This is a genomic window from Coprococcus sp. OM06-34AC, assembly GCF_003462545.1.
GTDB lineage: Bacteria > Bacillota > Clostridia > Lachnospirales > Lachnospiraceae > Coprococcus > Coprococcus aceti.
The window spans coordinates 135,066-160,668 of sequence record NZ_QTZF01000001.1 but is presented as its reverse complement, the minus strand read 5'-3'; the positions used below and the strand labels follow the sequence as shown (position 1 = coordinate 160,668).

Sequence of the window (25,603 nt, the reverse complement as noted above, 5' to 3'; positions counted from 1 at the left end):
CGTTATTTTGTGTGCAAAATTTGTCTGAAAAGCGGATAGGTATTGTGATTGTTGGCGGGACTATACGGGATATATACGCGTTTTTTCTTGCACAATGTGCAGTTTATATTGTAAAATCATATATGATATGCAAAAAAGTAATAGGAAAAGAGAAGTACAGATATGGAGAAATTACTTAAGATCATTGCCGATGTGAATTCATCGGTGAACAATTTTATATGGGGAGTGCCATCCATGATATGTATCGTGGGCGTGGGACTGTGGCTCCTCATAAGAAACAGGGGGGTTCAGTTTACAAAGTTTGGATACGCGTTCAAGCATACGTTTGGAAGGATATTCAACAAGAAGGAGACTTCAGATGGTGCCATCAGTCCTTTTCAGGCCATGTGTACGGCGCTGGCGGGAACGGTTGGAACGGGAAATATAGCCGGTGTTGCTGGAGCCATCGCCATAGGCGGTCCTGGTGCGGTATTCTGGATGTGGATCTCAGCACTTCTCGGAATGGGAACAAAGTTTGCAGAGGTCGTACTTGCAGTGTTCTACCGTGAGAAGGATGCGAATGGTGACTGGGTCGGCGGACCAATGTATTACATCAAGAATGGCCTTGGCAAGAATGCTTACTTCCTGGCTATAGCATATTCAGTCCTCGGTATACTCACAGTGTTCGGAACAGGAAATGCAACACAGGTCAATACCATCACAACAGCTATAGATTCAGCACTTTTTAATTATAATCTGGCTGACAAGAGCAATACATTTACAATCAATCTTGTGATAGGAATCATAATAGCTATTCTTGTTGGTCTCATACTTATAGGAGGAATCAAGAGAATAGGAAGCGTGACAGAGAAGCTGGTGCCATTCATGGCTGCTATGTATATCATCATGGCCATAATTCTTGTAATAATCAATATCAAGAGTGTGCCGGGAGTGTTCGCTTCTATATTTGAAGGTGCATTCAATCCGAAGTCCGTGACCGGTGGAATAGTTGGAAGTCTGTTCCTCAGCATGAGAAAGGGTGTATCGAGAGGTATTTTCTCCAATGAGGCAGGTCTTGGTACAGGATCCATAGCCCATGCATGTTCTGATGTAAAGCATCCGGTGCAGCAGGGACTCTGGGGAATATTCGAGGTATTTATCGATACTATAGTTATATGTACGCTTACGGCACTTGTAATACTGTGCAGTGGAACTGAGGTAGCCTACGGACAGGCTGCAGGAGCCGATCTCACGATCAATGGCTTTGTTGCAACCTACGGCAACTGGATATCGATATTCACAGCGGTGGCTTTGTGCTGTTTCGCGTTCTCAACCATACTCGGATGGGGACTTTACGGTTCAAGATGTGTCGGATTCCTGTTTGGAAGTAAGCTTATCAAGCCGTTCATGGTTGTGTATGCATTTGTCGCAATCATCGGTGCGACCATGGATCTCGGACTTCTCTGGGATATAGCGGACACCTTCAACGGACTTATGATCATACCTAACCTGATCGCAGTATTCATGCTGTCAGGTACAGTTGTGAAGCTTACCCGTGAGTATTTTCAGGATGGACCGGGCAAGTTTGGGGTTGAGACCGGCAAAGAGAACTGATAAATGAAAGGGACTTTTATATGGAAGAAATATCAAGTGAGATTTCTAACAAGTATGCGATACTTATCGATTCAGAGAATGTATCGGCAAAATATATTGAGAGTATATTTGATGAGCTGTCAAGGCTCGGCTCAATAACGGTGCGGAAGATATATGGGGATTGGTCAAAGAATAACAATGGCTGGGACAAGGATTGTCTGCTGTCATATTCTATACAGCCTGTACAGCAGTTTTCATACACGGCGGGAAAGAATTCAACGGATTCGGCCATGATAATAGATGCGATGGATCTTCTCTATACGAGCAATATAGATGGATTCTGTCTGGTGACAAGCGACAGCGATTTCACTAGGCTTGCATCAAGACTCAGGGAGGCTGGCAAGCAGGTCATCGGAATGGGAGAACGCAAGACTCCGAAAGCGTTCGTGAGTGCGTGTACAAGCTTCAAGATCCTTGATTCACTGGTGACAGAGGATCTCAACAAGCCGGCATCGAAGAATGCCATGCTTGAGGCTGCGGCTGTGGACGAGTCATATATCACAAGCATAAGGGACATAAAGAAGACGGTTTACAATATAATAGATGAGAACGATGACAAGGATAAGAAGACTCATATGGGTGAGATCGGAAGCCGCCTTGTGAACAAATATCCTGACTTTGACGTGAGAAATTATGGATATTCCAAGCTGTCAACATTCCTCAGTGAGGAGTTTGACGATCTGGATATAGACAGCGGCAGGCAGAAATTTGTGTCCATCAAGAACCATATCGATCCTAAGAGTGCTGTCAAGCTGCGCATAGTGAGACTTCTCACGGAGAATTCTGACACTATGTACAATATGGGACTGCTGAATACAGAACTTAAGAATATTATACCCGGCTTCAGCATAAAGAAATATGGATACAGTAAGTTTTCAAGCTTTCTCAAAAGCTTCGGTTGTTTTGAGATCGTGGGAGACAGGGTAAAATTGACAGATAAGTAGAAAGTGTTTAATGCTTAAATATGTCAAAATTTAGAAAAAATGCCAAATAAATTAACGCTTTTTGTTGAAAATCAATAAGAATAGTGATAAATTGAAAATGTGAGTTTTCAGGTACAGAAAATTCACTATGGGGGAAGAAGTGTACGTGCATATTAAGGAGAGGCATAATCTATGATACTTATTGATACTCAAAAAGAGGAGTTTAGCAAATTAAAAGACATACGTGTTTTTGGACGTATAAGTCATGAGAACAGATTCAACAAGAATCTGCTCGTAATAGGTCTTGGGGGACTTGGAGGCAGGACCGTTTGCGCGCTTAAGGGTATGCTGATGGATAACATCACACCCGAGGATAACATTAATTTCCTCATGATAGATTCAGATATAGCAGAGATGGAGGCTACCATAGATGATAGCAAGGAGGGTGTCGGTTTCAATGCCCTTGAGGTTATCAGTATATACAGACCGGATATTGAGAATGTTCTGGAGAATGGAATCCAGAAGAATCCGATCCATGAGAATCTTGCAAACTGGATGGATCCTGAATTCCCGGCTATCACGATAGGAAGAGACGGAGCAAAGGGGAACAGACAGATTGGACGTCTGATGTTCTCGAATGCATATACGGATGTCAGAATGCTCCTTTTTGACAAGCTTCAGGATGTATACGACAAGACGACGGAGGGAACAGTCGATGTTCTGATCGTATCCGGAATCGCCGGAGGAACCGGAAGTGGAATCCTTTCAGATGTCGCATATAACATACGTGCGTATGGCAAGGCGAAGAAGTGGAACAATCTGAGGATTGGCGGTTGCCTGCTCACACCGGATGTACTGTTCGGCCATAAGGCTGTATATGAAGATACAGAGCTTGTGGCGAGACTCAATGCAAATGGATGTGCGACCCTCAAGGAAGTTGATTATTATATGAAGCTCTCCGAGAAGGATGACAACTATACATTTATCAGTAAGAAAAACAAGATGGTCATCAGGGAGAATCTCTTTGATGCCTGCATGCTTGTATCAGGTAGAAAGGACGAACAGGGCTACATACCTGAGGGATACATCACAAGGGATACAGCAAGCTTCCTCTACAGGCTAGCCAGCAACAAGTTCATTGGCAACAATGACGTGGAGAACGACAGGAAGCTTCTCAGGGATGTATTTTTTGAGAATGAGGGATATTCCATCACGAACTGGAAGATGGAGCACAGTGATGAGAATATCAAGAAGTCAAACTGCTATTACAAGGTAGTAAGCGAGGCTGACTACCATATTCCTATCAAAGAGATAGAGAATATGTGTGAGAATGATCTGTTTTCCCAGGCATATAAGGGATTGTTCAGATCTCCGTTCAAGGAGGGCAATGCCGAGGAGGATATCAAGAATGTACTCGCAGAGCTCACTGTATTCTTGCAGGAGGAGCAGGGTGAGGATATCAAACTTGCCGTGAACGGTCTCATACAGTACGGCCAGATCACCAAGCCTACATATAAGATGATAAAGAAGAATACGGACGGTCTTCGAGAGGGCTTTGCCAGGAAGATGGAGAACTTTGAGAAGGAACTTCCGGTTATCATAAAGTCGATGAAGAACAAGCTTTGGAGTTCACTTGATGATGTGATATCCAAATATATGAATGAGTTTGGCCCATATGGCGCAATAGATGTCATAGGTGCACCGAGTGCCGGTGTAACAGATTCCACAAAGGGTATGATGGCTGAAGTCAGAAAGCTTGAGAAGATGATGAAGGATTATACACCGTCGGGTGAATATACCAGAATCATTGATTCCATCAAGACAATTGTTGCGAAGAGATTCTTCACTTTCCCTTCAGCGAAGAGGGAGACTGAGAATGGTTATTTCGATGCATGCATCAAGGAAGCACTTGCTGCGGAGAGAACAAAGCTTATAGATGAACTCGATGCACAGGATCTGTTTGGAGATACACTTAGATGGCTTCAGCAGAGGGCAGAGAGACTTGACGAGATATATTCACAGTTTGGAGAGGATCTGAAGAATTCCATCGAGGATCTTGCGAATAACGGTGATAAGGCTGTTGGCAATATACTCAAGAAAGCCAAGAGACATGAATTCCTTCCGACTGATTATGTCACATCCAGAAGGATAAAAGAGATGGAGACAGGGATCATCAAGCTCATGCTGGACAACGAGTCCAATATAGACAGTGGAAGAGTTGTTCCTGTCAAGGATGAGATGGAGAAGATATACAGAGAGCTGTTTTCCGGTGTGGGAGCATATGGTCCTGAGAAGATGTTCACAGTGGCATTTGCTGATAAGAAGCTAACGGAGCAGGATCTCAACGTTATGTATGGATCTCCGATCAACGACAGGAGAACATCCATCATGGAGGAGGCTGCCAGGGCGTTTGTGGATGATATATCAGAGGAACAGCCTCTGTGTGTTCTTGCTGACGGATATAAGGAGAAGCTTCTTGCAAAGAAATATATATCGGTTCCAAATGTGATGCCGTATTTCAGCAAGGCAGTCAAAGCTATACTGATGGCTCCACCTTACAATGAGAAGGAGGATTCAATAACGCTCAATCCGGGTGAGATAGAGATCTCGATCGATGATATATTTGTCGGTGTTCCGGTATCCATGATGCAGTGTGCGATGGAGATGCAGATGGCTTACAATGCAGTATATGATTACAAGGGACTTCATATTGATGAGGTGAACAAGGATATGAAGAGCTTCCCTGATTTTGTCACAATATAGGTTAGTTTATACAGCCCTTTAATATGCGAGTATTAAGGGGCTGTATTGTTGTTATGACCATGGCGTATTTTGTAGAAAGAGATGGAATTGGATTTGAATAAATCTTTTAACGGATACAGAGCATATATAATGGATACGGGGGCATTTGCTGACGATGGGATATATGGCAGATGTCTGGATGCAGTATCGGAATACAGAAGGTGTAAGGTGAAACGTCTCAGGAGGCGGGATGACAGGAATGCCAGTCTTGCAGCGGGAATCCTGCTTGCACATGCTCTCAGGGAATGTGCCGGAATTGATGAACGGCTGGTCACGTATGAGAAGAATAAGGCGGGAAAGCCGTTTATAAAGGACATTCAGTTTTCGATAAGCCATACCGAGGGTTGTGTGGCGGCTGCGATAGGCAGTGAGCCTTGTGGTATAGACGTTGAGAGAGTCAGAAGGATACCGGACAGCATAGTTAACCGCCTGTATTCGGATGAGGATAAAAAATGTGTGATGTCGTGTGCACACCCGGAAATATACAGCACATGTGTGTGGACAAGGCGCGAGGCGTACAGCAAGATGACCGGAACAGGCATACTTATGAAGGATGAGGAACAGCAAATGGTCATGGACAATGCACATATGGAGAAGAAGAATATCTGGCTGGGCAATTATGCCGTATGCAGGGCTGAGTGTGACGGCCGTATGCATATGGATGAAATAGCGGATCCTGCGCATGCAGAGGGAGATATGAATATAGACTTTATAGCTGCATTTTGCGCAGCTTCTGATGGAACTTTTTCACCGGATATTAAGATGATTGATTCGGCTGATATTGTGTGTTATTATGTTTAATTAGGTGTATTAGGAAGAACTACATAAGGAGAAAAAAATGAGTAAAAAAGCTACAAAGGCGCTTAACAATAAATATTATGTCGCAAGATATAATGCGTCTAAGGTGAACGATAACCTTACAAGCAGGGAGAAGAGTGCAGAGGTGCTCAATATAGACAGGACAAGGCTTTCAAGAATAGAGCTTGGCACAGTAGTTCCGTACCCTGAGGAGGTACTTTCCATGTCAAAGGCGTATGACATACCCGAGCTCTGTAACAGCTATTGTTCAGGCGACTGCCCTATAGGAAAAGAGACGGTGAAGCCGATAAATGCGGACAGCCTTGACAGGCTCATACTTCAGTTCCTCGGATCCTCCAAGAAGATGGAGGATATATCTGAGCAGCTTATAGAGATCACCGCTGATGGAATAGTCGACGAGACCGAGGTTGCAGCTTTTGACGCTGTCCTTGAGGAGCTGGAGAAGATGTCTGTGAATATACAGTCGCTTATGCTCTGGGCTCAGAAGAACAGGGACATTTTGAAGAATAAGAATCAATAAATTGTATATGAGGAAAAGATAATGGATGACAAGTTAAGAGAAGAGATCAACAGAAGAAGGACATTTGCCATAATTTCACATCCTGATGCAGGTAAGACTACACTCACAGAGAAGTTTCTGCTCTTTGGCGGCGCAATAAACACAGCGGGATCTGTAAAGGGAAAGGCAAATTCCAAATATGCAGTGTCGGACTGGATGGATATAGAGAAGGAGAGAGGTATCTCGGTAACCTCGTCTGTTCTGCAGTTCAATTATGACGGATATTGCATAAACATACTTGACACACCTGGACATCAGGATTTCTCGGAGGATACCTACCGTACACTTATGGCTGCGGATTCTGCGGTCATGGTGATCGATGCATCCAAGGGTGTTGAGGCTCAGACTATAAAGCTCTTCAAGGTATGTGTCATGAGACATATACCTATATTCACATTTATAAATAAGATGGACAGAGATGCAAGGGATACATTTGAGCTTCTCGATGATATAGAGACTGTTCTCGGTATCAAGACATGCCCTGTCAACTGGCCTATAGGTTCAGGAAAAGAGTTCAAGGGTGTATATGACAGAAAGACCAAGATAGTGTCCACGTTCCAGGCTATATCGACAGGTGGAGCCAAGAAGGCGGAGGAAACAGATTATCATATAGACGATGAGGCTCTCAAGGAGCTTGTCGGCCCATACCTCTTTGACCAGTTCAATGAGGAGATAGAGCTTATAGATGGTGCCACAGAGGAGATGGATATAGAGAAGGTCAGAGCCGGAGAGCTCTCCCCTGTATTTTTCGGTTCTGCGCTGAATACATTTGGTATCGAGCAGTTCCTGAACTATTTCCTTAAGATGACGACACCTCCTATCGGACGTAATTCATCAGAGGGAATCATAGATCCTGTAACAGAGCCGTTCTCAGCTTTTGTGTTCAAGATCCAGGCAAATATGAACAAGGCTCACAGAGACAGAATCGCATTTATGAGAATCTGCTCTGGTAAGTTTGAGGCAGGCATGGAGGTATATCATGCTGCCAGCAAGAGAAAGATCAAGCTTTCCCAGCCACAGCAGCTTATGGCTCAGGACAGGAAGATCGTCGACGAGGCGTATGCCGGTGACGTTATAGGTGTATTTGATCCTGATCTGTTCTCAATTGGAGATACACTCACAACAGGCGGAAAGAAGTTTGAGTATGAGGGTATCCCTACATTTGCACCGGAGCACTTCTGCAGGGTCGTTCAGCTCAACAGCATGAAGCGTAAGCAGTTTGTCAAGGGTGTAACTCAGATTGCCCAGGAGGGTGCTATACAGATATTCCAGGAGTACACTGCGGGACTTTCGGAGATCATAGTCGGAGTTGTAGGTGTGCTTCAGTTTGATGTACTTAAGTACAGACTTGAGAACGAGTACGGCTGTGAGATAAGACTTGAGCCGATACCATATAACTATATCAGATGGGTGAAGGATCCTACCATAGACGTGACAAAGCTCAAGCGTGTGAGCGATGTCAAGAAGGTTAAGGACATGAAGGGTAATCCGCTTCTCCTGTTTGCAAATGAGTGGGTCATCGATCAGGTTCTCCAGCACAATGAGGGACTTGAACTTGAGGAGTTCAGAAAGAACTAGATATACGAAGATAAGAGACCATGAAGATGATGAGTGACTTAGGGCACAAATTGGTTTTCATGGTCTTTTTGCGTGCATATATATCAGTAAAAGTGGTGCAAATATGAATAAATTGGCATGTATCTGACAATCCTAGTGTTAGACAGATAACACGTGGAGGGACATGATATGGCGCTGAACAGAGTGGTTATATGTGGTGTAAATACATCGAAATTACCATATCTTACAGAGGATGAGAAGAACATGCTGTTTGACAGGATGGAGCAGGGAGACAGCTCTGCCCGGGAGGAGTTTATAGAGGGGAATCTCCGCCTTGTGCTCAGCGTGATCCAGAGATTTGGCAGTTCAAATGAGAATCCGGATGATCTGTTCCAGGTTGGCTGTATAGGGCTTATCAAGGCGTTGGATAATTTTGACAGAAGTCTCAATGTCAAATTCAGTACGTACGCTGTGCCTATGATCATAGGTGAGTGCAGAAGGTATCTCAGAGATAACAATGCTATAAGAGTATCAAGGTCATTGCGTGATATAGCCTACAAGGCGATATATGCCAAGGAAAATCTCCAGAAGACAAAGGATAAGGAGCCGACGATAGAGGAGATAGCGGAGGAGATAAGTATACCGAAGGAAGATATAGTCATGTCGCTTGATGCCATATCGGCACCGCTGTCCCTGTATGAGCCGGTGTATCAGGAGGGTGGAGACACCTTGTACATTATGGATCAGATAAGAGACAGAAAGAATAAGGAGGAGATGTGGGTTGAAAACCTTGATCTCAGAGAGGCTATGGACAGGCTGTGCGATAGGGAGAAGAATATAGTGAGGCTGAGATTTTTTGAGGGAAAGACCCAGACGGAGGTGGCGGAGGAGATATGCATATCCCAGGCGCAGGTCAGCCGCCTCGAGAAGAATGCGATAAAAAGTCTTAGAAGGTATCTTGAGGACAAGTAATAGTGATACACAATATAAATATCCCCGCTGTTATTGTAAAAACAGCGGGGATATTTATTGTGCAATACATGCATATAGTGATAGAAGATGATCAGATGAGATAACTTGTACCGAGATCAACATCCTTTACATCGTGTCTGGTTACAAGGCCATCTTTTTCTATGTCGTGCTGTATCTTTTTCAGTGTTTCCATTGGAAGTTCGGTCATAAGAGCAACCTCCTCAAGAGAGATATCGACCTTGAGCATCTTTTCTGCCATATCGTATTTGGCTTTTGTTGTATTGTTCATAAAAATCACTCCTTGGTGTGCTTGGTTAAATCCTGCTCAGCCCATGCTAAGAACTTGTCGTTTGCATCGATCACCTTCTGCATTGCAGCGTGTCCCGGAGCACCGATTGTGTTACGCTTCTGAACACATTCTTCCATGCTGATGGCTGTATATATGTCATCTTCAAATACAGGACAGATGGCCTTGTACTCGTCGAGACTAAGCTGGTCGAGGGAGATGTTCTCCTCTATGCACTTCAGAACGAGCTGGCCGACGATGCCGTGTGCATCACGGAAAGGTACACCGTGATTTACAAGGTAATCTGCGGCATCTGTTGCGTTGGTGAATCCGTTCTTGGCTGATGCTTCCATTCTAGGCTTGTTGACTGTCATGGTGGCTATCATGCCTGTGAACAGTGCGAGACATCCCTTTACAGTGTCTATCGCGTCAAATGTGAGCTCCTTATCCTCCTGCATGTCCTTGTTGTATGCGAGAGGGATTCCCTTCATGGTTGTGAGAAGGGAGGTGAGAGCACCGTAAACCCTGCCTGTCTTACCTCTTACGAGCTCGGCTATATCCGGGTTCTTCTTCTGTGGCATGATAGAGCTTCCTGTGCTGTATGAATCATCGAGCTCAACAAACTGATATTCATTTGAGTTCCAGATGATGATCTCCTCGGAGAAACGTGAGAGATGCATCATGATGGTAGACATGGCGGATAAAAGCTCTATGCAGTAATCCCTGTCGGCAACTGAATCCATGCTGTTGAGAGTCGGACCGTAGAAGTCCAGCAGAGAAGCGGTGAGCTCTCTGTCGAGCGGATATGTGGTTCCTGCGAGGGCACCTGATCCGAGAGGACAGTAGTTCATTCTGTCATATATATCGTTCATTCTGTCGTAGTCACGCTTGAACATCTCCATGTATGCTCCAAAGTGATGTGCCAGAGTTATTGGCTGTGCCTTCTGGAGGTGAGTAAATCCAGGCATGTATGTGTCGATGTGCTCATTCATAAGTCTGTGAAGAGTAGTCAGAAACTTGTAAATAAGCTCCTTGAGCTCGATGATCTCGTCTCTTACATAGAGCTTCATGTCCAATGCAACCTGGTCGTTCCTGCTTCGTCCGGTGTGGAGCTTTTTGCCCACATCGCCGATCCTGTCTATGAGATTTGCCTCGACAAAGCTGTGTATATCTTCGTATTCTGAAGTGATCTGCAGAGAACCGTTCTCCACATCGTTCAGTATGCCCTTAAGTCCCGCTATGATCTGATCTCTTTCCTCGTCAGTGAGAATACCGGATGAAGCGAGCATGGTTACATGCGCGATACTTCCGCGGATATCCTGTCTGTAGAATTTCTGATCAAATGAAATAGATGCGTTAAAGTTATATACTAATTTGTCTGTTTCTTTTGTGAAGCGTCCGCCCCAGAGCTGAGCCATATTAAATCCTCTTTTCTGTTATTTTTTTGTTTTAGGTTGAAAAATGAGTAAATTATAAGGTAGTTTTCAAACAAAGTACATTTTACAACATAAAAGTGCGCATATCAACACAAATAAGGTTTATTTATAACCACAGGAAATGCGTGGTTGGTGCTTGCGGCGCAAAAGTACAGATGATAAAATATACAGGCGGATCACCGCAGCAAAGCAGGGATGGAGGATTGACAGGAAGTTTGGGTACAAAAAAGAAGATTCTTGGAGTTATAAGTATTGTAGTTGTTCTCTCGCTGATGATGGTGGGAGTGCGGTGGTTGTTCTTCAATGTGATCAAGAGCAGCCAGATGCTTGATGGCCTGGTGGAGTTCCGGGCGGCCGTTGTCCAGGATATGGAGGACGGAGACGAGTCGGGCATGTATTATGTAAGTAATGTGGCGAAAAGTGATGTGCACAACATCAACAAATATATAGATTCGGCATACGGCTCAGTGGATACGTACAGGATAATAATCGAGACGGGAAGATATCTGGCAATACAGCTCAACTATGAACTGTCGGATAATTATTATGCTGTCAGAAAATATATAGAAGGAACGGATATCCCGGAGGACAACATAAGGGCGAAGCAGATATATGAGGTGATCGACAGCTTTATAAATGACAACATTTCAGATGGCATGAGCGACCTTGACAAGGAGATCGCCGTGCACGATTATATAGTGGAAAACTGTGTCTATGGATATCCCGACAATAATGATGATGCATATACGGCATATGGAGCGCTGGTGCTTCACCAGAGCGTGTGCGACGGCTACGCTGAGGCGTTCTTCATAATCATGTCCTGTCTGGGCGTCAAATGTGACATAGTAGTCGGAAGCACGGAGGAAGGACTTCATGCATGGAATCAGATAGAGCTCGGCGGAGAATGGTATAATGTGGATCTGACATGGGATGATTCGCTGCCGGATATGGGCAGCTATCTGAAGCACACCTATGTGAATGTCGATGACAGCACACTGGAACTGACTCACTCATGGGAAAAGCAATTCTATAGAGAGTGTGCCGACACAGCGTATAATTTCTATAAAAAGAGGTTTTATACCTATGATTCGTTCGATGAGTATAAAAAAGGCATAAGGATACAGATGGGCGGCAGTAATGTGCTGGAAGCTGCTATATATACAGATGACGAAACATTTGACTTGTCATTTCTGTACAATTATGGCAATATAAGGTCTATAAATTATGTGGTGGAAGATATGGGCGGCTACAAAGTTGTCGTCGTATATCTGAATATGAAGTGATAAAAATAGAATTGACATAATGGCGCGGAGGTGCGATATGCGAAAAAGAGAGTTTATGGATGAGCTGAAGAAAGCTCTTGATGGAAATGTCTCAACGCAGACATATTATGACACGATAAATTATTATGAGGATTATTTTAAGAAGCAGAAAGAAGCAGGCAAGTCAGAGGAGGAGATATGTTCATCTCTGGGATCTGCAAGACTGATCGCCAAGACGATCATTGACACAGAGGGACAGGGCGCAAGCGGAAGATATTATGATACAGAATCATCTTCGTATGATGACAGCTACAACACCCGCAAAGCCAGCGGAGGCAGTCAGAAGGGCTGGCATGTAAATGTGGACGACGAGGGCAATACAAGCTTTGCTTATGGCAAGCTTGATTTCAGTTCACCGATAGGCAAGGTGCTGACAGCGATAATACTCATTCTTGTGGCTGCACTTGTTATAGGTATAGTGCTTGGAGTTATCTGGCTGGGATTTAAGATAGTGTGGTATATCGTGATACCTGTTGTCATCATTCTGTTCATAGTGAATCTCATTATTTACTTGTTTGGTGGAGACCGATAAAAAATAAAATAAAAAAGTGAAAAAAGTTGTTGACAAAACATGGTCACTTGAGTATACTAACAAAGGTGTCAGCGATGACACGAAGTAATATGGGATCTTAGCTCAGCTGGGAGAGCATCTGCCTTACAAGCAGAGGGTCATAGGTTCGAGCCCTATAGGTCCCATTTACAAGACATGGCGAGATAGCTCAGTTGGCTAGAGCATGCGGTTCATACCCGCAGTGTCGAGGGTTCGAATCCCCCTCTCGCTACTATTTAATGAGACGGAAGACATTCCGTCTTTTTTTTATTCATATAAGGAGGATATCACATGAGAGTTGGAATGGGATACGATGTCCACAGACTAGTTGAGGGACGAAAACTTATAATCGGAGGAGTTGAGATTCCATATGAGAAAGGACTCCTTGGACACAGCGATGCGGATGTACTTCTTCATGCGATAATGGATGCGCTTCTAGGTGCTGCGGCGTTGGGGGATATTGGAAAGCATTTCCCTGATACTGATGAGAGGTATAAGGGAGCGGACAGCATGAAGCTCCTGTCAGAAGTGAAGAGACTTCTCGAGGAGAAGCTCTACATCATCGAGAACATAGATGCGACCGTAATTGCCCAGAGCCCTAAGATGGCGCCGTACATTGATCAGATGAGGGAGAATATCTGTAATTGCCTGTGTATAGACAAGGATCAGGTCAATATCAAGGCGACAACGGAGGAGAAGCTTGGGTTTACCGGAGGGGGACTTGGAATAAGCTCCCAGGCGGTGTGCCTCATAGAGTCGGCATTTAATTACGCCGGAGATGATGCCGGAGCTGTCAGAACGGCAGGCTGTGGCGGATGCGGTGGATGTCCAGCGGGAATAAGATGACAAAACAGCCCATGTATGCTAGAATATAAGGGCTTAGAATTTTAAAGAACTTAAGGAGAAAAAAGGTATGTTAAATGATGGTTATGCAGAACATATAGTTAAGGCGAAGACACCTGCGAGTGTTACCTGCGGTATGGCTGCCGGAATCGTGCTGATGATCGCCGGACTTGGCGCAGCGATGTTCGTTCAGGGCTTTGGCAGTATTGGATTCTTAGTTGCGATTGCAGGTGCTGTTGTATTTGGTATTTTTGTTTCCAGAAGAGAGACGGAGTATGAATATATAATGGTGAATGAGGATATAGACATCGCAAGGATCATTGCAAAGAAGAGCAGAAAAAAGATCATGAGCTTCAGCAACGCCGATGTAAAGTTCATTGCGAAAGAGGGATGCATTTACCTCGACAATGAGCTTCAGCAGGACAGCTCAATAAAGACCAGGGATTTCACATCCGGCAATAAGCAGAATCAGGATGGTGTGTATGTGTTCGTCCTCAACAAAAACGGCAAGGCTGAATTCGTGAAGCTTGAGCTCTCAGACAGAACTATTGATCATGTAAATAACTTTTTCAGAGGAAAGTATAAAGAATAAATAATATTGACCCTCACGGTTGATACTAAACTGTATATATACAGGAGGTGTCGCTGTGAGGGTCTTTGTGTGTAAGTGCTTTACTATATTTATGACGGGTGGGATGATATATTATTTCCTGGAGATATCAGCCAGGCATTATTCCCATTATTCCATGATAATTTGTGGAGGTCTTGCTACGCTTTTGTGCGGCGGACTGAACCAGATGTTTCCGAAGATGGGGATACTTGCGCAGATGCTGGTTTCCTCTGTGATAATATCTGAGCTGGAGTTCCTGACCGGGTATGTTGTGAATATAAGACTAGGACTTAACGTGTGGGATTACTCTGATATGCCGTTAAATCTTGCGGGGCAGATATGTGTGCCTTATTCTATCCTGTGGATGTTCCTGTCGCTGATCATAATATATGTGGATGATGAGATACGGTGTCATATGTATAATGAAGAAAGGCCTGAGTACAGATTAATATAAAATATGGGAAAAAGCTCTTGATTCCATAGGGGAGTGGAGTAACAGCTTTTTCCCATATTCCATGTGTGTGCATATTTAATAAATTCCGTGTGAAAATATTATGATTCAAGGGGAGTAATCTTTAAACCCTTATAAAGCTTAGTATAAAGATTGCGCTCATCAGAGTACAACATTATACCACGTGAATCGCGTACGATATACGCATATTTGTTCTTCTGCACATTCATGTAAAGAACTTCATCAACGTTGAGCTCCTTGGCTTTGACCTTGGCAACGCTGACGCTGAGCGGCTCTAACTTGTACTTTTTAATTGCCTGCTGAACTGTCATAATCTACACCTCCATTGATAAATGATCATAACGTGCTTTAGTAACTATCTACAGTATATTGTAAAGATATAACAAAGTCAACTAGTAAACATGCACAAATGTGCAAAAGGTCATCGAATGTTGTAAAATGTGGTGTGAAATATCAACAAAAAAGGAGAAAACAATGATGCAAAATGCAAATTATTATCAAATGATGGAGAGACAGATAGCTGAATTTGATAGTGAAAATACACAATGCGGCAGAAAAAAACTGTTGCTGCACTGCTGTTGTGCGCCATGTTCCAGCCATTGTCTGTCGGTCCTTGCGGAGCATTTTGACATAACAGCTTATTTTTACAATCCAAATATAACGGATTACGATGAGTACATAAAAAGATTCCGTGAGCTTGACAGATTTGTACATGAAGTATATGTGGAAGGAGTGGATGTCGAACTGGCGGAGCATGAGCCGCAGGTGTTTCTGGATATGGCTAAGGGCAGGGAGGATCTTCCTGAGAGAGGACTCAGGTGCTATGACTGCTATAAGCTGAGACTTGAGAAGAGCGCGATCCATGCGAAGAAAAATGAATATGACGTATTTACGACCACATTGTCGATAAGCCCCCACAAGAATGCGGACTGGCTGAACGAGATAGGTGCAGAGATGAGCAGGAAATACGACATAGATTATCTGTTCAGTGATTTCAAGAAGAAAAATGGATATAAGCACTCGATAGAGCTGTCAAAGGAATATGGATTATACAGACAGAATTTCTGTGGATGTGAATTCAGCAGACGGGCTGCTGAGCTCAGAGATGAAAAAATTAATAAAAATATTGAATAAAAAACAATATTTTTGTCGTGAACACAAAAATAAAAAATATATCGAAAAAAATATTGTACCGCCTTGTCAAATGTGGTAGTATTTATTAAATTAAGAAAAAAAGAGGCCAATAAATGTGGGTTATCTCAAGCGTTTCCCCGTTTTCACTCTTTTTTTTTGAGCAAAAATAGAAAAAACGAAAGGAATACGATTATGAAAGCTTTTTTGATACTTGAAGACGGACACGTGTTTGAAGGTAAAAGTATTGGCTCTACTGACGAGATAATCAGTGAGATAGTATTCAATACTTCGATGACCGGCTATCTGGAAATTCTTACAGATCCATCATATGCAGGGCAGTCAGTATGTATGACATATCCGCTTATAGGCAACTACGGTGTATGCAGAGAGGATATGGAGGCTGGCAGACCTTGGCAGTCAGGATTCATTGTTAGAGAGCTCTGCAAGACTCCTAGTAATTTCAGAAGCGAGATGACCATAAACGAATTTCTTGTTGAGAATAATATAACTGGTATAGAAGGAATAGATACCAGAACACTTACCAAGATCCTCAGGAAAGATGGTACCATGAGAGGTATGATCACAACTGATGAGAATTATGATTTTGATGAGTGCATGAAGCGTATTAAGGCATGGAAGATGGGACATGTTGTTCTCGATGTTACATGTAAGGAGAAAATGTTCTATCCTGGCGATGGATATAAGGTTGCAGTCATCGATCTCGGTGTTAAAAAGAACATCGTCAAGTCCCTCCTTGCAAGAGGTTGTCAGGTTACTGTATATCCTGCAGAGACACCTGCTGAGGAGATCATCGCAGACGCTCCGGACGGAATCATGCTTACAAATGGTCCTGGAGATCCAAAGGAGTGTAAGGTCACAATAGCTCAGGTAAAGAAGCTTTTCGATACAGATATTCCAATTTTTGCTATATGTCTTGGACATCAGCTCATGGCGCTTGCCAACGGCGGTGATACAGAGAAGATGAAGTACGGACACAGAGGTGCAAACCATCCTGTAAGAGATATGAAGACCGGCAAGGTATATATTTCAACACAGAATCACGGATATATGGTCAAGGAAGACAGCCTCGACAGAAAGATCGCAGAGGTCAGCTTCGTCAATGTAAATGACGGAACAGTAGAGGGAGTTCACTATCTTGGAAAGAATGCACAGACAGTTCAGTTCCATCCGGAGGCATGTGCAGGTCCGCTGGATACAGATTCGCTGTTTGATACATTTATGAATATGATGGAGGTGTCAAAGTAATGCCAAAGAATCCTAATATAAAAAAGGTTGTAGTTATCGGATCAGGTCCTATAGTCATCGGTCAGGCTGCTGAGTTTGATTACGCCGGAACACAGGCGTGCCGTTCTCTTAAGGAAGAGGGACTGTGCGTTGTCCTCATCAACTCAAACCCTGCAACCATCATGACGGACAAGGATATAGCAGATAAGGTATATATTGAGCCTCTTACGGTTGATGTTGTAAAGGCTATCATTGAGAAGGAGAAGCCGGACAGCCTTCTGCCGACACTCGGCGGTCAGGCAGCCCTCAACATCGCCATGGAGCTTGATGAGTCAGGTTTCCTCAGAGAGCATGACGTGCTTCTCATAGGAACATCATCAACGACCATCAAGAAGGCCGAGGACAGACTTGAGTTCAAGAAGACTATGGAGAAGATCCATGAGCCTGTAGCACCTTCAGAGGTCGTTACAACTGTTCAGGGCGGTCTTAACTTTGTCAAGAAGATAGGATACCCTGTCGTTCTTCGTCCTGCATATACACTTGGAGGTTCAGGTGGTGGTATAGCCAACAATGAGGAAGAGTTCAAGGAGATCCTCATGAACGGTCTCAGACTTTCACGTGTTGGGCAGGTCCTCGTTGAGAGATGTATAGCAGGGTGGAAGGAGATCGAGTACGAGGTTATGCGTGATGCAAATGGTACATGTATAACTGTATGTAACATGGAGAACCTTGATCCTGTCGGAGTTCACACAGGAGATTCTATAGTTGTAGCTCCGTCGCAGACACTTGGAGACAAGGAATACCAGATGCTCAGAAGTTCAGCACTGAACATTATCTCAGAGCTCAACATCAAGGGTGGATGTAACGTTCAGTTTGCTCTGAATCCTAATTCATTTGAGTATTGTGTTATCGAGGTAAACCCAAGAGTTTCAAGATCATCGGCACTTGCATCAAAGGCAACCGGATATCCTATTGCAAAGGTATCTGCCAAGATAGCCCTTGGATACAACCTGGATGAGATCAAGAACGCTATTACAAAGAAGACATATGCCAGCTTTGAGCCGGCACTTGATTACGTGGTTGTCAAGATCCCTAGACTTCCATTTGATAAATTCATCGCCGCTGACCATGATCTGACAACACAGATGAAGGCAACCGGTGAGGTTATGAGTATCTGTACAAACTTTGAGGGTGCACTTATGAAGGCTCTCCGTTCACTGGAGCAGCATGTAGACAGTCTCTGGTCAAGCAGATACAAGGATATGACAGACGAAGAGGTTATAAAGCTTCTCGGACATGTTGATGACAGACGTATCTATGTCATAGCTGAGGCTATCAGACGTGGAATATCATACGATCAGATCTATGACATCACCAAGATTGACAGATGGTTCATAGACAAGATCCACAACCTTGTTAAGGCTGAGAGAAAGATAATCGAGTCCAAGGGAGATATCTCCAAGGAGCTAATGAAGGAGATCAAGAGAGTTGAGTTCCCTGACAAGGTTATCGCGAGACTCACAGGCAAGACAGAGAAAGAGATCAGACAGATGCGTTACGACTACGGTGTAACAGCACACTTCAAGATGGTTGATACATGTGCAGCAGAGTTTGATGCCATGACTCCATATTACTATTCATGCTTTGATTCTCTGGAGAACGAGGTCGCTGAGGACAATTCAAAGAAGAAAGTAATGGTACTTGGTTCAGGCCCGATCAGAATCGGACAGGGTATCGAGTTCGATTACTGTTCAGTTCACAGCACATGGGCATTTGAGAGAAAGGGTTACGAGACAATCATCGTCAACAACAACCCTGAGACAGTCAGTACAGACTTTGATATAGCAAACAAGCTTTACTTTGAGCCTCTTACAGCGGAGGATGTTGAGGCTATAGTAAATCTGGAGCATCCGGATGGAGCTGTTGTACAGTTCGGTGGACAGACCGCTATCAAGCTCACAGAGGCACTCATGGAGATGGGGGTACCAATCCTTGGAACAAGTGCAGAGAATGTAGATGCAGCAGAGGACAGAGAGCTCTTCGATGAGATCCTTGAGAAGTGCTGTATACCAAGACCTGCTGGTAAGACGGTATTTACAAGAGAGCAGGCGCTTGAGGCTGCAAATGAGTTGGGTTATCCGGTACTTGTAAGACCTTCATACGTTCTCGGTGGACAGGGAATGCAGATCGCGATCTCTGATAAGGATATCATAGAGTTCATGGATATCATCAACAGACATACCCAGGAGCACCCAATACTTGTAGATAAGTACATCATGGGTAAAGAGGTCGAAGTCGATGCTGTATGTGACGGAGATGACATACTTATCCCTGGTATCATGGAGCATGTTGAGAGGGCCGGAATACATTCAGGAGACAGTATCTCAGTATATCCTGCACAGACACTCTCACCAAAGACAAAGAGAGTCATCGCTGATTACACCAAGAAGCTTGCAAACAGCCTGCACGTAATCGGACTTATAAATATACAGTTTATTGCATACAATGATGAGGTATATGTAATAGAGGTAAATCCTCGTTCAAGCCGTACAGTTCCATATATAAGCAAGGTAACAGGAATACCTATCGTAGATCTTGCAACACGTGTTATCACAGGTGAGAAGATCAAGGATATGGGTTACACACCTGGTCTTCAGCCGGAGTCAGAGTATTTCGCGATCAAGAAGCCTGTATTCTCATTTGAGAAGATCAGAGGCGCTGAGATAAGCCTTGGACCTGAGATGAAGTCAACAGGAGAGTGCCTTGGTATATCCAAGAACTACAATGAGGCTCTGTACAAGGCATTCCTTGGAGCCGGAATCAATCTTCCAAAGACCAAGAAGATGATCCTCACAGTCAAGGACTCAGATAAGATGGATGCTATAAATATTGGTAAGAGATTTGCTGCTCTTGGATATGAGATATATTCAACAAGAAGCACATGCAGAGTTCTCAATGAGAATGGTGTTCCTGCAAAGCTCATCAACAAGGTTGAGGAGCCATCACCAAATCTGCTTGACCTGATACTGAGCCATGAGATCGATCTGATCATCGACACTCCATCACAGGGTGTTGAGAGAAGCAAGGATGGATTTATCATCAGACGTCACGCAGTAGAGACAGGTGTTACATGTCTTACAAGCCTTGATACAGCCGATGCGCTGCTCACAAGCCTTGAGACCGCTGATACCACAAAGCTTTCACTCGTGGATATAAGCGAGATATAAGTTCTGATTAAACAGATAAAAAATGGGGCAAAATGATAAACAACGTTAAAAGGGGTTGTCATTTTGCCTCATTCAATTTATGCTTGTTAGCATGTGGGATGTCACAAGGCATCTTCCCTGCGTGGCATAGAAATGAATACATTATAATTGATAGAAATAAGAGGTGAAATATGCATAATGTTCCTACAGATGAGGTGTTTGTCATAGGACATAAGAATCCGGATACGGATTCTATATGTTCAGCGATTGCGTACGCCCATCTGAAAAATCAGCATGAGAACAAATACATTCCAAAGAGAGCTGGAAATATAAATAAAGAGACACAGTTTGTCCTTGATTATTTTGGTGTGCAGGAGCCGGAACTTGTGAGCAATGTAAATGTACAGGTGAAGGATATAGCATACAGAATAGTTGATGGTGTGTCGGGAGACATCACCATGAAGAGAGCATTTGAGATAATGCAGGATAACGACGCCACGACACTTCCGGTCGTCAATAACGGCAAGATAAAAGGAATCATAACTGTTGGAGATATAGCCGAGGCATATATGCTTGAGAAGGATGATAATTCCCTGTTCATAGCTGGTACAAAGTTCTCACACATAATAGATACTATAAATGGCGAGCTTGTATACGGTGACGCCGACGGATATGTTAAGGATGGAAGAGTGATCGTGGGAGCTGCCCAGGTTGACATCCTTGAGAGACATGTCAAGGAAAATGACATAGTCATAGTGAGTGACAGGGTTGAGGCTCAGCTTGCGGCCATAAACTGCGGTGCGAGCATGCTCATAGTCTGTCTTGTGAACAGCATATCTGATGTTGTCCTGGAATTTGCTAAGAACAAGGGATGTGCGGTTGTCGTAACACCGACTGACACCTATGCTGTTGCCAGACTTATCGGACAGAGCATGCCTATCGGATTCTTCATGATAAGAGACCGTATAATGACATTCTATGAGGATGACGATATAGATACACTTAAGACGACCATGGCAAAGACCAGAGTGAGATACTTTCCGGTTACGGACGGCTATGGCAACTACAAGGGACTTGTATCAAGGCGTAACTACATCAATGCGAGAAAGAAACAGCTCATACTTGTTGATCACAATGAGAGAACCCAGTCTGTTGACGGCGTGGAGAATGCCGAGATACTCGAGATAATCGACCACCACAGGATCGCGAATATAGAGACCATGAATCCTGTGTATTTCAGAAATCAGCCACTTGGATGTACTGCTACGATCATCTATCAGATGTACAAAGAGCAGAATGTCAAGATAGATAAGCCGATAGCCGGACTGCTCTGCGCAGCGATACTTTCCGATACACTGGCATTTAAGTCTCCGACGTGTACATTCATAGACGAGGCTGCTGCAAAGGAGCTTGCAAGGCTTGCAGAGATAGACATATATGAATTTGCCATGGAGATGTTCGACGCGGGAAGCAACCTCAAGGACAAGACCATGGATGAGATACTTCATCAGGATTTCAAGAAATTCGACATTGGAGATATGGTTGTTGCTGTTGGACAGATCAATTCCGTCAATGAGAAAGAGATTGACAGAATAAGAAACGGTATGCGTGAATTCCTCGGTGGATATATGGAGCCTGGCTGTGATGTGGTCCTGTTTGCAATGACCAATATTCTTCAGGAGGGCTCAGGTATCATATGTGTGGGAGAGAATGCACAGGAACTGTGCAGCAAAGCATTTGATGTGCAGCTTGAGGATAGCTATGCATATCTTTCCGGTGTTGTATCAAGAAAGAAACAGATAGTTCCTGCTCTTGTAAAGGCGACACATCAGATATAGACAGGATCGTATATAGAAGGTAACAGTATGGATATATATACAACAAATGCGTATATAAGAGATACATTTGGAGAGAAATTATATAAGATATCATTGAATGCAGGAACCACCTGTCCCAACCGTGATGGTAAAGCCGGGACAGGTGGCTGTATTTTTTGCAGTGCCAGCGGCTCGGGAGATTTCTCTGAGGATGCAGTCATGAGCATAGATGAACAGATAGAACTGGCAAAAAAGAGAATATCAGGCAAATGCAAATGCGACAGATATATAGCTTATTTCCAGTCATATACAAATACATACGGTGATGTCGATGCTTTGTGCGAAAAGTTTCTGGCGGCTGCAAGAAGGGATGACATTGCGGCTGTATCGATAGCCTCCAGACCGGACTGCTTTGGCCCGGAGGTCATAGATATGATAAAAGATATAATAGCTGTTAAACCTGTGTGGATAGAACTTGGCCTCCAGACAGCAAATGACAGGACAGCACAGCTCATCAACAGGTGTTATGACATAAGTGTGTATGATGAGACGATGAACAGACTCAGAGAACTGGGAGTTCACATTATAGTTCATATGATAATAGGCCTGCCCGGTGAGACGAAGGAGGATATGATTGATACGGTAAGGTACATAGTGCGAAGCGGCGCAAATGGTATAAAGCTCCAACTGCTTCATGTCCTCAGGGGAACTGTTCTTGAAAAAATGTATGAGGAAGGAGTGTTCCGTGCACTGACATTTGCTGAATACGCAGATATTTTGTGTGATTGTCTTAAAGAGCTTCCTCCTGATATGGTTGTTCACAGGTTCACCGGGGATGGGCCTAAGAATATTCTTGTTGCGCCTCTGTGGAGTGCTGATAAGAAGAGAGTTATAAACGATTTGAACCGTATTATTTCGAAATTGTGAGTCTGCTAGCAGCTCAGTGCAGACTTTAAAAACAGCCTGAGATTTTCCCTGCCATTGTCGTCAAGCTGATCACAGTCGGACAGTATTCCTGTCGCTTCCGGTGGAAGAGTCCTGCCGTGACTGTAGGCGAGGAACACTTCGCTGATGTCCATTTTATTTTTCTTTGCTATATCGATGCAGGTGAGCAGCACCAGATGACTCATATTAATACTGTATAAATTGGATATCCTGATAAGATTTATGAGATCCGGGATTCGCTCTCCGCATTCATAGTGCGAGTAGGCGGAGACGGACACCTTCAAGATGGCGGCTATTTCCTGCTGCCTTTTTCCGTGGCTGCGCCTTAGAGACTTCAGTGCGCCGCCTATCACTGCACAGTTAAAATCCTGATCGGATGAATCGTCTTCGTACACCGACGGATCAATGTTGCGTTCTTTTCTTTTTTTCATATTTTCCTGTTTTCTCCTTGAAAATAATATTTACTGTAATTGGTGGGTATAATACTGAATCTACAGTCTGGAATTTTTAGATGCTAGATTTGCCACAAATGTGTCTATCAGTTGGCGGTCGCTGTCGTTTAGAGATCTGTAATTGCCCAGCATGTCTGCTGTGCTCTGGTTGGATTCTATGGCGGTCATGTATGAATTGTCCTCCATGACGATCTGCAATGGCTTTGGATGCCCCTGCATGTATCTTGATGACAGGGTGTATGCGTATAGAAAATCGTGGTCGAGAAGCTCTGACAGTTTTATGGCCTGTTCTATATTTGGTATGTTTCTCCCTTCCTCGTAGTTGGCATATCCGGATCTGGAAATAGAGAGCGCGGCTGCGACATCCTGCTGTGTGAGTCCTGCCTTCTGTCTGAAGTATCTGAGAAGGGCAGGTAGTGGATTGGATGAATGTGGTTTCATGTTTCACCTCCTTTGAATGTTTTTTTGCATTGTACACAAAAATAGTCCGTTGTAAATCAAAATGTAATAAAAAGTGTTATTTGATGTAATAATTAATCACATGTGGGATGGAGAGTATGATATAATTATCTGAAAAAACAATCGGAGGTTACCCAAATGAGTCTTGCAGATGATCTCTTTATAAACATGTGTAAAGATATAATCGATAATGGATATAGTACGGAGGGGGAGAAGGTCAGACCAAAGTGGGAAGATGGAACATATGCCTACACCATAAAGCGCTTTGGTGTTGTCAACAGGTATGATCTGTCAAAGGAATTCCCTGCGATAACACTTAGAAAGACGTATGTGAAGTCGGCTATTGATGAGCTGCTCTGGATCTGGCAGAAAAAGTCAAATAATGTTCATGATCTCAAGAGCCATATATGGGACAGTTGGGCGGATGACGACGGTTCCATAGGAAAAGCATATGGATATCAGCTTGGTGTAAAGCATAAATACAAAGAGGGTATGATGGATCAGGTGGACAGACTGATATATGACCTTAAGAATAACCCATATAGCAGAAGAATGCTCACTAACATATATGTTCACCAGGACTTGAGTGAGATGAACCTGTATCCGTGTGCGTACAGCATGACATTCAATGTAACTGGGGACAGACTCAACGCTATATTGAATCAGAGATCCCAGGATGTTCTTGCGGCCAACAACTGGAATGTTGTCCAGTATGCGGTTCTGGTACATATGCTTGCCCAGGTCACGGGATTTAAGCCGGGAGAACTGGTACATGTGATCGCGGATGCTCACATATATGACAGACATATACCGATAGTCAAGGAGCTGATAACAAGACCTACATATCCTGCTCCAAAGTTCTACATGAATCCTGATGTTAAGGATTTCTATGACTTTACTCTGGATGATTTCAGAATAGAAGACTATGAGACGGGACCACAGATTAAGGATATTCCTATTGCGATATAAGACTATGAAGCATGGGACGGGAAGTATACAGATGGAGGACATATGAAGTTTATTGCAGCAGTAGATAAGAATTGGGCTATTGGAAATAAAGGCAGATTACTGATAAGGATATCGGAGGATCAGAGGAATTTCAGACAGACCACGATGGGGCATGTCGTTGTTCTAGGGAGGAAGACTCTGGAGGAGTTTCCGGGTGGAAGACCGCTCAAGGGAAGGTCAAATATAATTCTCAGCAGAAATCCCGAATATACAGTTGAGGATGCGGTGGTTGTCCACTCGATGGACGAACTGTTTGCAGAGCTGGCAAAGTATAACACGGATGACATTTTTGTCATAGGCGGACAGACTATCTACGATGAGCTCATACCATATTGTGATGAGGCGGTTATCACCAAAATAGACAGAGAATTTGAGGCTGATGCATTTATTTCGGATCTCGACAAAATGGACAACTGGAATGTGACGGATGAGAGACCGGGTGAGGATGTGTCAGAGGTGAATTTTACATTTGTCACATATAAAAATAGTGATGTGAAGAAATAAATTATAATAATTTTTATAATATTCACAAAAAAGCACCTTTTTTTGATTGA

The 25,603-nt window shown here is 43.6% G+C and carries 24 protein-coding genes and 2 tRNA genes; 21 read left to right on the top strand and 5 right to left on the bottom strand.

Annotated elements, in window-relative coordinates:
* Positions 1-162: 162 nt before the first annotated feature.
* The 7 genes from DXB91_RS00685 (at position 163) to sigG (ending at position 9,264) form a co-directional block, all read left to right on the top strand.
* A complete protein-coding gene (locus DXB91_RS00685) occupies positions 163-1,593 on the top strand; it encodes an alanine/glycine:cation symporter family protein (RefSeq protein WP_117548885.1) in 1,431 nt (476 codons plus the stop codon).
* Positions 1,594-1,613: 20 nt separating this feature from the next.
* Positions 1,614-2,576 (top strand): NYN domain-containing protein, encoded by a 963-nt coding sequence (locus DXB91_RS00680; protein WP_022216373.1) that lies wholly within the window; start codon positions 1,614-1,616, stop codon positions 2,574-2,576.
* A gap of 171 nt (positions 2,577-2,747) precedes the next feature.
* Positions 2,748-5,318 carry a tubulin-like doman-containing protein gene (locus DXB91_RS00675; protein WP_118016571.1) on the top strand — a complete coding sequence of 857 codons (2,571 nt, stop codon included), beginning with the start codon at positions 2,748-2,750 and terminating at the stop codon, positions 5,316-5,318.
* Positions 5,319-5,411: 93 nt separating this feature from the next.
* Entirely contained in the window at positions 5,412-6,158 is a 747-nt protein-coding gene (locus tag DXB91_RS00670) for a 4'-phosphopantetheinyl transferase family protein (RefSeq protein ID WP_158564562.1), read from the top strand.
* A gap of 37 nt (positions 6,159-6,195) precedes the next feature.
* On the top strand, positions 6,196-6,696 hold the full coding sequence (locus DXB91_RS00665) for a helix-turn-helix transcriptional regulator (RefSeq protein ID WP_015535018.1): 501 nt from the start codon (positions 6,196-6,198) through the stop codon (positions 6,694-6,696).
* A 21-nt stretch (positions 6,697-6,717) separates the two neighbouring features.
* Positions 6,718-8,313 carry a peptide chain release factor 3 gene (locus tag DXB91_RS00660; protein WP_055222719.1) on the top strand — a complete coding sequence of 532 codons (1,596 nt, stop codon included), beginning with the start codon at positions 6,718-6,720 and terminating at the stop codon, positions 8,311-8,313.
* A gap of 168 nt (positions 8,314-8,481) precedes the next feature.
* Complete coding sequence (sigG, locus tag DXB91_RS00655) at positions 8,482-9,264, top strand: RNA polymerase sporulation sigma factor SigG (RefSeq protein WP_022216377.1); 783 nt, start codon at positions 8,482-8,484, stop codon at positions 9,262-9,264.
* 91 nt (positions 9,265-9,355) lie between these two features.
* On the opposite strand, the gene DXB91_RS00650 is transcribed toward sigG, so the two are convergent.
* Complete coding sequence (locus tag DXB91_RS00650) at positions 9,356-9,553, bottom strand: hypothetical protein (RefSeq protein ID WP_022216378.1); 198 nt, start codon at positions 9,551-9,553, stop codon at positions 9,356-9,358.
* A 5-nt stretch (positions 9,554-9,558) separates the two neighbouring features.
* Entirely contained in the window at positions 9,559-10,968 is a 1,410-nt protein-coding gene (gene argH, locus DXB91_RS00645) for an argininosuccinate lyase (protein ID WP_118016569.1), read from the bottom strand.
* Positions 10,969-11,201: 233 nt separating this feature from the next.
* Between argH and DXB91_RS00640 the strand changes: the two genes are divergently transcribed.
* From DXB91_RS00640 to DXB91_RS00610, 7 genes are all read left to right on the top strand, one after another.
* Positions 11,202-12,269, top strand: coding sequence for a transglutaminase domain-containing protein (locus DXB91_RS00640; RefSeq protein ID WP_242859624.1), 1,068 nt, complete (start codon positions 11,202-11,204; stop codon positions 12,267-12,269).
* Between the two features lie 37 nt (positions 12,270-12,306).
* Complete coding sequence (locus tag DXB91_RS00635; protein WP_118016568.1) at positions 12,307-12,840, top strand: DUF1700 domain-containing protein; 534 nt, start codon at positions 12,307-12,309, stop codon at positions 12,838-12,840.
* A gap of 91 nt (positions 12,841-12,931) precedes the next feature.
* A tRNA-Val gene (locus DXB91_RS00630) sits at positions 12,932-13,004 on the top strand.
* 12 nt (positions 13,005-13,016) lie between these two features.
* A tRNA-Met gene (locus DXB91_RS00625) sits at positions 13,017-13,090 on the top strand.
* 59 nt (positions 13,091-13,149) lie between these two features.
* The gene (gene ispF / locus DXB91_RS00620; protein WP_022216382.1) at positions 13,150-13,704 is read left to right on the top strand and encodes a 2-C-methyl-D-erythritol 2,4-cyclodiphosphate synthase; all 555 of its coding nucleotides are present in this window, start codon (positions 13,150-13,152) and stop codon (positions 13,702-13,704) included.
* Positions 13,705-13,771: 67 nt separating this feature from the next.
* On the top strand, positions 13,772-14,293 hold the full coding sequence (locus DXB91_RS00615; protein ID WP_022216383.1) for a DUF6106 family protein: 522 nt from the start codon (positions 13,772-13,774) through the stop codon (positions 14,291-14,293).
* Positions 14,294-14,348: 55 nt separating this feature from the next.
* The gene (locus DXB91_RS00610) at positions 14,349-14,765 is read left to right on the top strand and encodes a putative ABC transporter permease (protein ID WP_022216384.1); all 417 of its coding nucleotides are present in this window, start codon (positions 14,349-14,351) and stop codon (positions 14,763-14,765) included.
* A 98-nt stretch (positions 14,766-14,863) separates the two neighbouring features.
* Here DXB91_RS00610 and DXB91_RS00605 read toward each other — a convergent pair whose 3' ends face one another.
* Entirely contained in the window at positions 14,864-15,094 is a 231-nt protein-coding gene (locus DXB91_RS00605) for a hypothetical protein (RefSeq protein WP_022216385.1), read from the bottom strand.
* A gap of 163 nt (positions 15,095-15,257) precedes the next feature.
* On the opposite strand from DXB91_RS00605, the gene DXB91_RS00600 reads away from it, so the two are divergent.
* From DXB91_RS00600 to DXB91_RS00580, 5 genes are all read left to right on the top strand, one after another.
* Entirely contained in the window at positions 15,258-15,917 is a 660-nt protein-coding gene (locus tag DXB91_RS00600; RefSeq protein WP_082418038.1) for an epoxyqueuosine reductase QueH, read from the top strand.
* A 192-nt stretch (positions 15,918-16,109) separates the two neighbouring features.
* Positions 16,110-17,183 (top strand): carbamoyl phosphate synthase small subunit, encoded by a 1,074-nt coding sequence (locus DXB91_RS00595; protein WP_117548892.1) that lies wholly within the window; start codon positions 16,110-16,112, stop codon positions 17,181-17,183.
* Positions 17,183-20,389, top strand: coding sequence for a carbamoyl-phosphate synthase large subunit (gene carB / locus DXB91_RS00590; RefSeq protein ID WP_117548893.1), 3,207 nt, complete (start codon positions 17,183-17,185; stop codon positions 20,387-20,389). Before DXB91_RS00595 ends, carB begins: the two co-directional genes overlap by 1 nt.
* A gap of 170 nt (positions 20,390-20,559) precedes the next feature.
* Positions 20,560-22,206, top strand: coding sequence for a putative manganese-dependent inorganic diphosphatase (locus DXB91_RS00585; protein ID WP_118016567.1), 1,647 nt, complete (start codon positions 20,560-20,562; stop codon positions 22,204-22,206).
* A 27-nt stretch (positions 22,207-22,233) separates the two neighbouring features.
* Positions 22,234-23,112, top strand: a complete 879-nt coding sequence (locus tag DXB91_RS00580; RefSeq protein ID WP_118016566.1) for a TIGR01212 family radical SAM protein — start codon at positions 22,234-22,236, stop codon at positions 23,110-23,112.
* 5 nt (positions 23,113-23,117) lie between these two features.
* Here the strand turns inward: DXB91_RS00580 and DXB91_RS00575 are convergent, their stop codons facing one another.
* Together DXB91_RS00575 and DXB91_RS00570 are read right to left on the bottom strand one after the other, a co-directional pair.
* A complete protein-coding gene (locus DXB91_RS00575) occupies positions 23,118-23,561 on the bottom strand; it encodes a helix-turn-helix domain-containing protein (RefSeq protein ID WP_117548896.1) in 444 nt (147 codons plus the stop codon).
* A 60-nt stretch (positions 23,562-23,621) separates the two neighbouring features.
* Positions 23,622-24,023 carry a helix-turn-helix domain-containing protein gene (locus tag DXB91_RS00570; RefSeq protein WP_117548897.1) on the bottom strand — a complete coding sequence of 134 codons (402 nt, stop codon included), beginning with the start codon at positions 24,021-24,023 and terminating at the stop codon, positions 23,622-23,624.
* Positions 24,024-24,179: 156 nt separating this feature from the next.
* Between DXB91_RS00570 and thyA the strand changes: the two genes are divergently transcribed.
* Both thyA and DXB91_RS00560 read left to right on the top strand, forming a co-directional pair.
* Entirely contained in the window at positions 24,180-25,010 is an 831-nt protein-coding gene (gene thyA, locus DXB91_RS00565) for a thymidylate synthase (RefSeq protein ID WP_118016565.1), read from the top strand.
* 42 nt (positions 25,011-25,052) lie between these two features.
* Entirely contained in the window at positions 25,053-25,553 is a 501-nt protein-coding gene (locus tag DXB91_RS00560) for a dihydrofolate reductase (protein WP_117548899.1), read from the top strand.
* Positions 25,554-25,603: the final 50 nt, after the last annotated feature.

Coding starts and splice junctions, on each gene's coding strand:
- DXB91_RS00685 (WP_117548885.1), top strand. CDS start 163: ATGGAGAAATTACTTAAGATCATTGCCGATGTGAATTCATCGGTGAAC.
- DXB91_RS00680 (WP_022216373.1), top strand. CDS start 1,614: ATGGAAGAAATATCAAGTGAGATTTCTAACAAGTATGCGATACTTATC.
- DXB91_RS00675 (WP_118016571.1), top strand. CDS start 2,748: ATGATACTTATTGATACTCAAAAAGAGGAGTTTAGCAAATTAAAAGAC.
- DXB91_RS00665 (WP_015535018.1), top strand. CDS start 6,196: ATGAGTAAAAAAGCTACAAAGGCGCTTAACAATAAATATTATGTCGCA.
- DXB91_RS00660 (WP_055222719.1), top strand. CDS start 6,718: ATGGATGACAAGTTAAGAGAAGAGATCAACAGAAGAAGGACATTTGCC.
- sigG (WP_022216377.1), top strand. CDS start 8,482: ATGGCGCTGAACAGAGTGGTTATATGTGGTGTAAATACATCGAAATTA.
- DXB91_RS00650 (WP_022216378.1), bottom strand. CDS start 9,553: ATGAACAATACAACAAAAGCCAAATACGATATGGCAGAAAAGATGCTC.
- argH (WP_118016569.1), bottom strand. CDS start 10,968: ATGGCTCAGCTCTGGGGCGGACGCTTCACAAAAGAAACAGACAAATTA.
- DXB91_RS00635 (WP_118016568.1), top strand. CDS start 12,307: ATGCGAAAAAGAGAGTTTATGGATGAGCTGAAGAAAGCTCTTGATGGA.
- ispF (WP_022216382.1), top strand. CDS start 13,150: ATGAGAGTTGGAATGGGATACGATGTCCACAGACTAGTTGAGGGACGA.
- DXB91_RS00615 (WP_022216383.1), top strand. CDS start 13,772: ATGTTAAATGATGGTTATGCAGAACATATAGTTAAGGCGAAGACACCT.
- DXB91_RS00605 (WP_022216385.1), bottom strand. CDS start 15,094: ATGACAGTTCAGCAGGCAATTAAAAAGTACAAGTTAGAGCCGCTCAGC.
- DXB91_RS00600 (WP_082418038.1), top strand. CDS start 15,258: ATGATGCAAAATGCAAATTATTATCAAATGATGGAGAGACAGATAGCT.
- DXB91_RS00595 (WP_117548892.1), top strand. CDS start 16,110: ATGAAAGCTTTTTTGATACTTGAAGACGGACACGTGTTTGAAGGTAAA.
- carB (WP_117548893.1), top strand. CDS start 17,183: ATGCCAAAGAATCCTAATATAAAAAAGGTTGTAGTTATCGGATCAGGT.
- DXB91_RS00585 (WP_118016567.1), top strand. CDS start 20,560: ATGCATAATGTTCCTACAGATGAGGTGTTTGTCATAGGACATAAGAAT.
- DXB91_RS00580 (WP_118016566.1), top strand. CDS start 22,234: ATGGATATATATACAACAAATGCGTATATAAGAGATACATTTGGAGAG.
- DXB91_RS00575 (WP_117548896.1), bottom strand. CDS start 23,561: ATGAAAAAAAGAAAAGAACGCAACATTGATCCGTCGGTGTACGAAGAC.
- DXB91_RS00570 (WP_117548897.1), bottom strand. CDS start 24,023: ATGAAACCACATTCATCCAATCCACTACCTGCCCTTCTCAGATACTTC.
- thyA (WP_118016565.1), top strand. CDS start 24,180: ATGAGTCTTGCAGATGATCTCTTTATAAACATGTGTAAAGATATAATC.
- DXB91_RS00560 (WP_117548899.1), top strand. CDS start 25,053: ATGAAGTTTATTGCAGCAGTAGATAAGAATTGGGCTATTGGAAATAAA.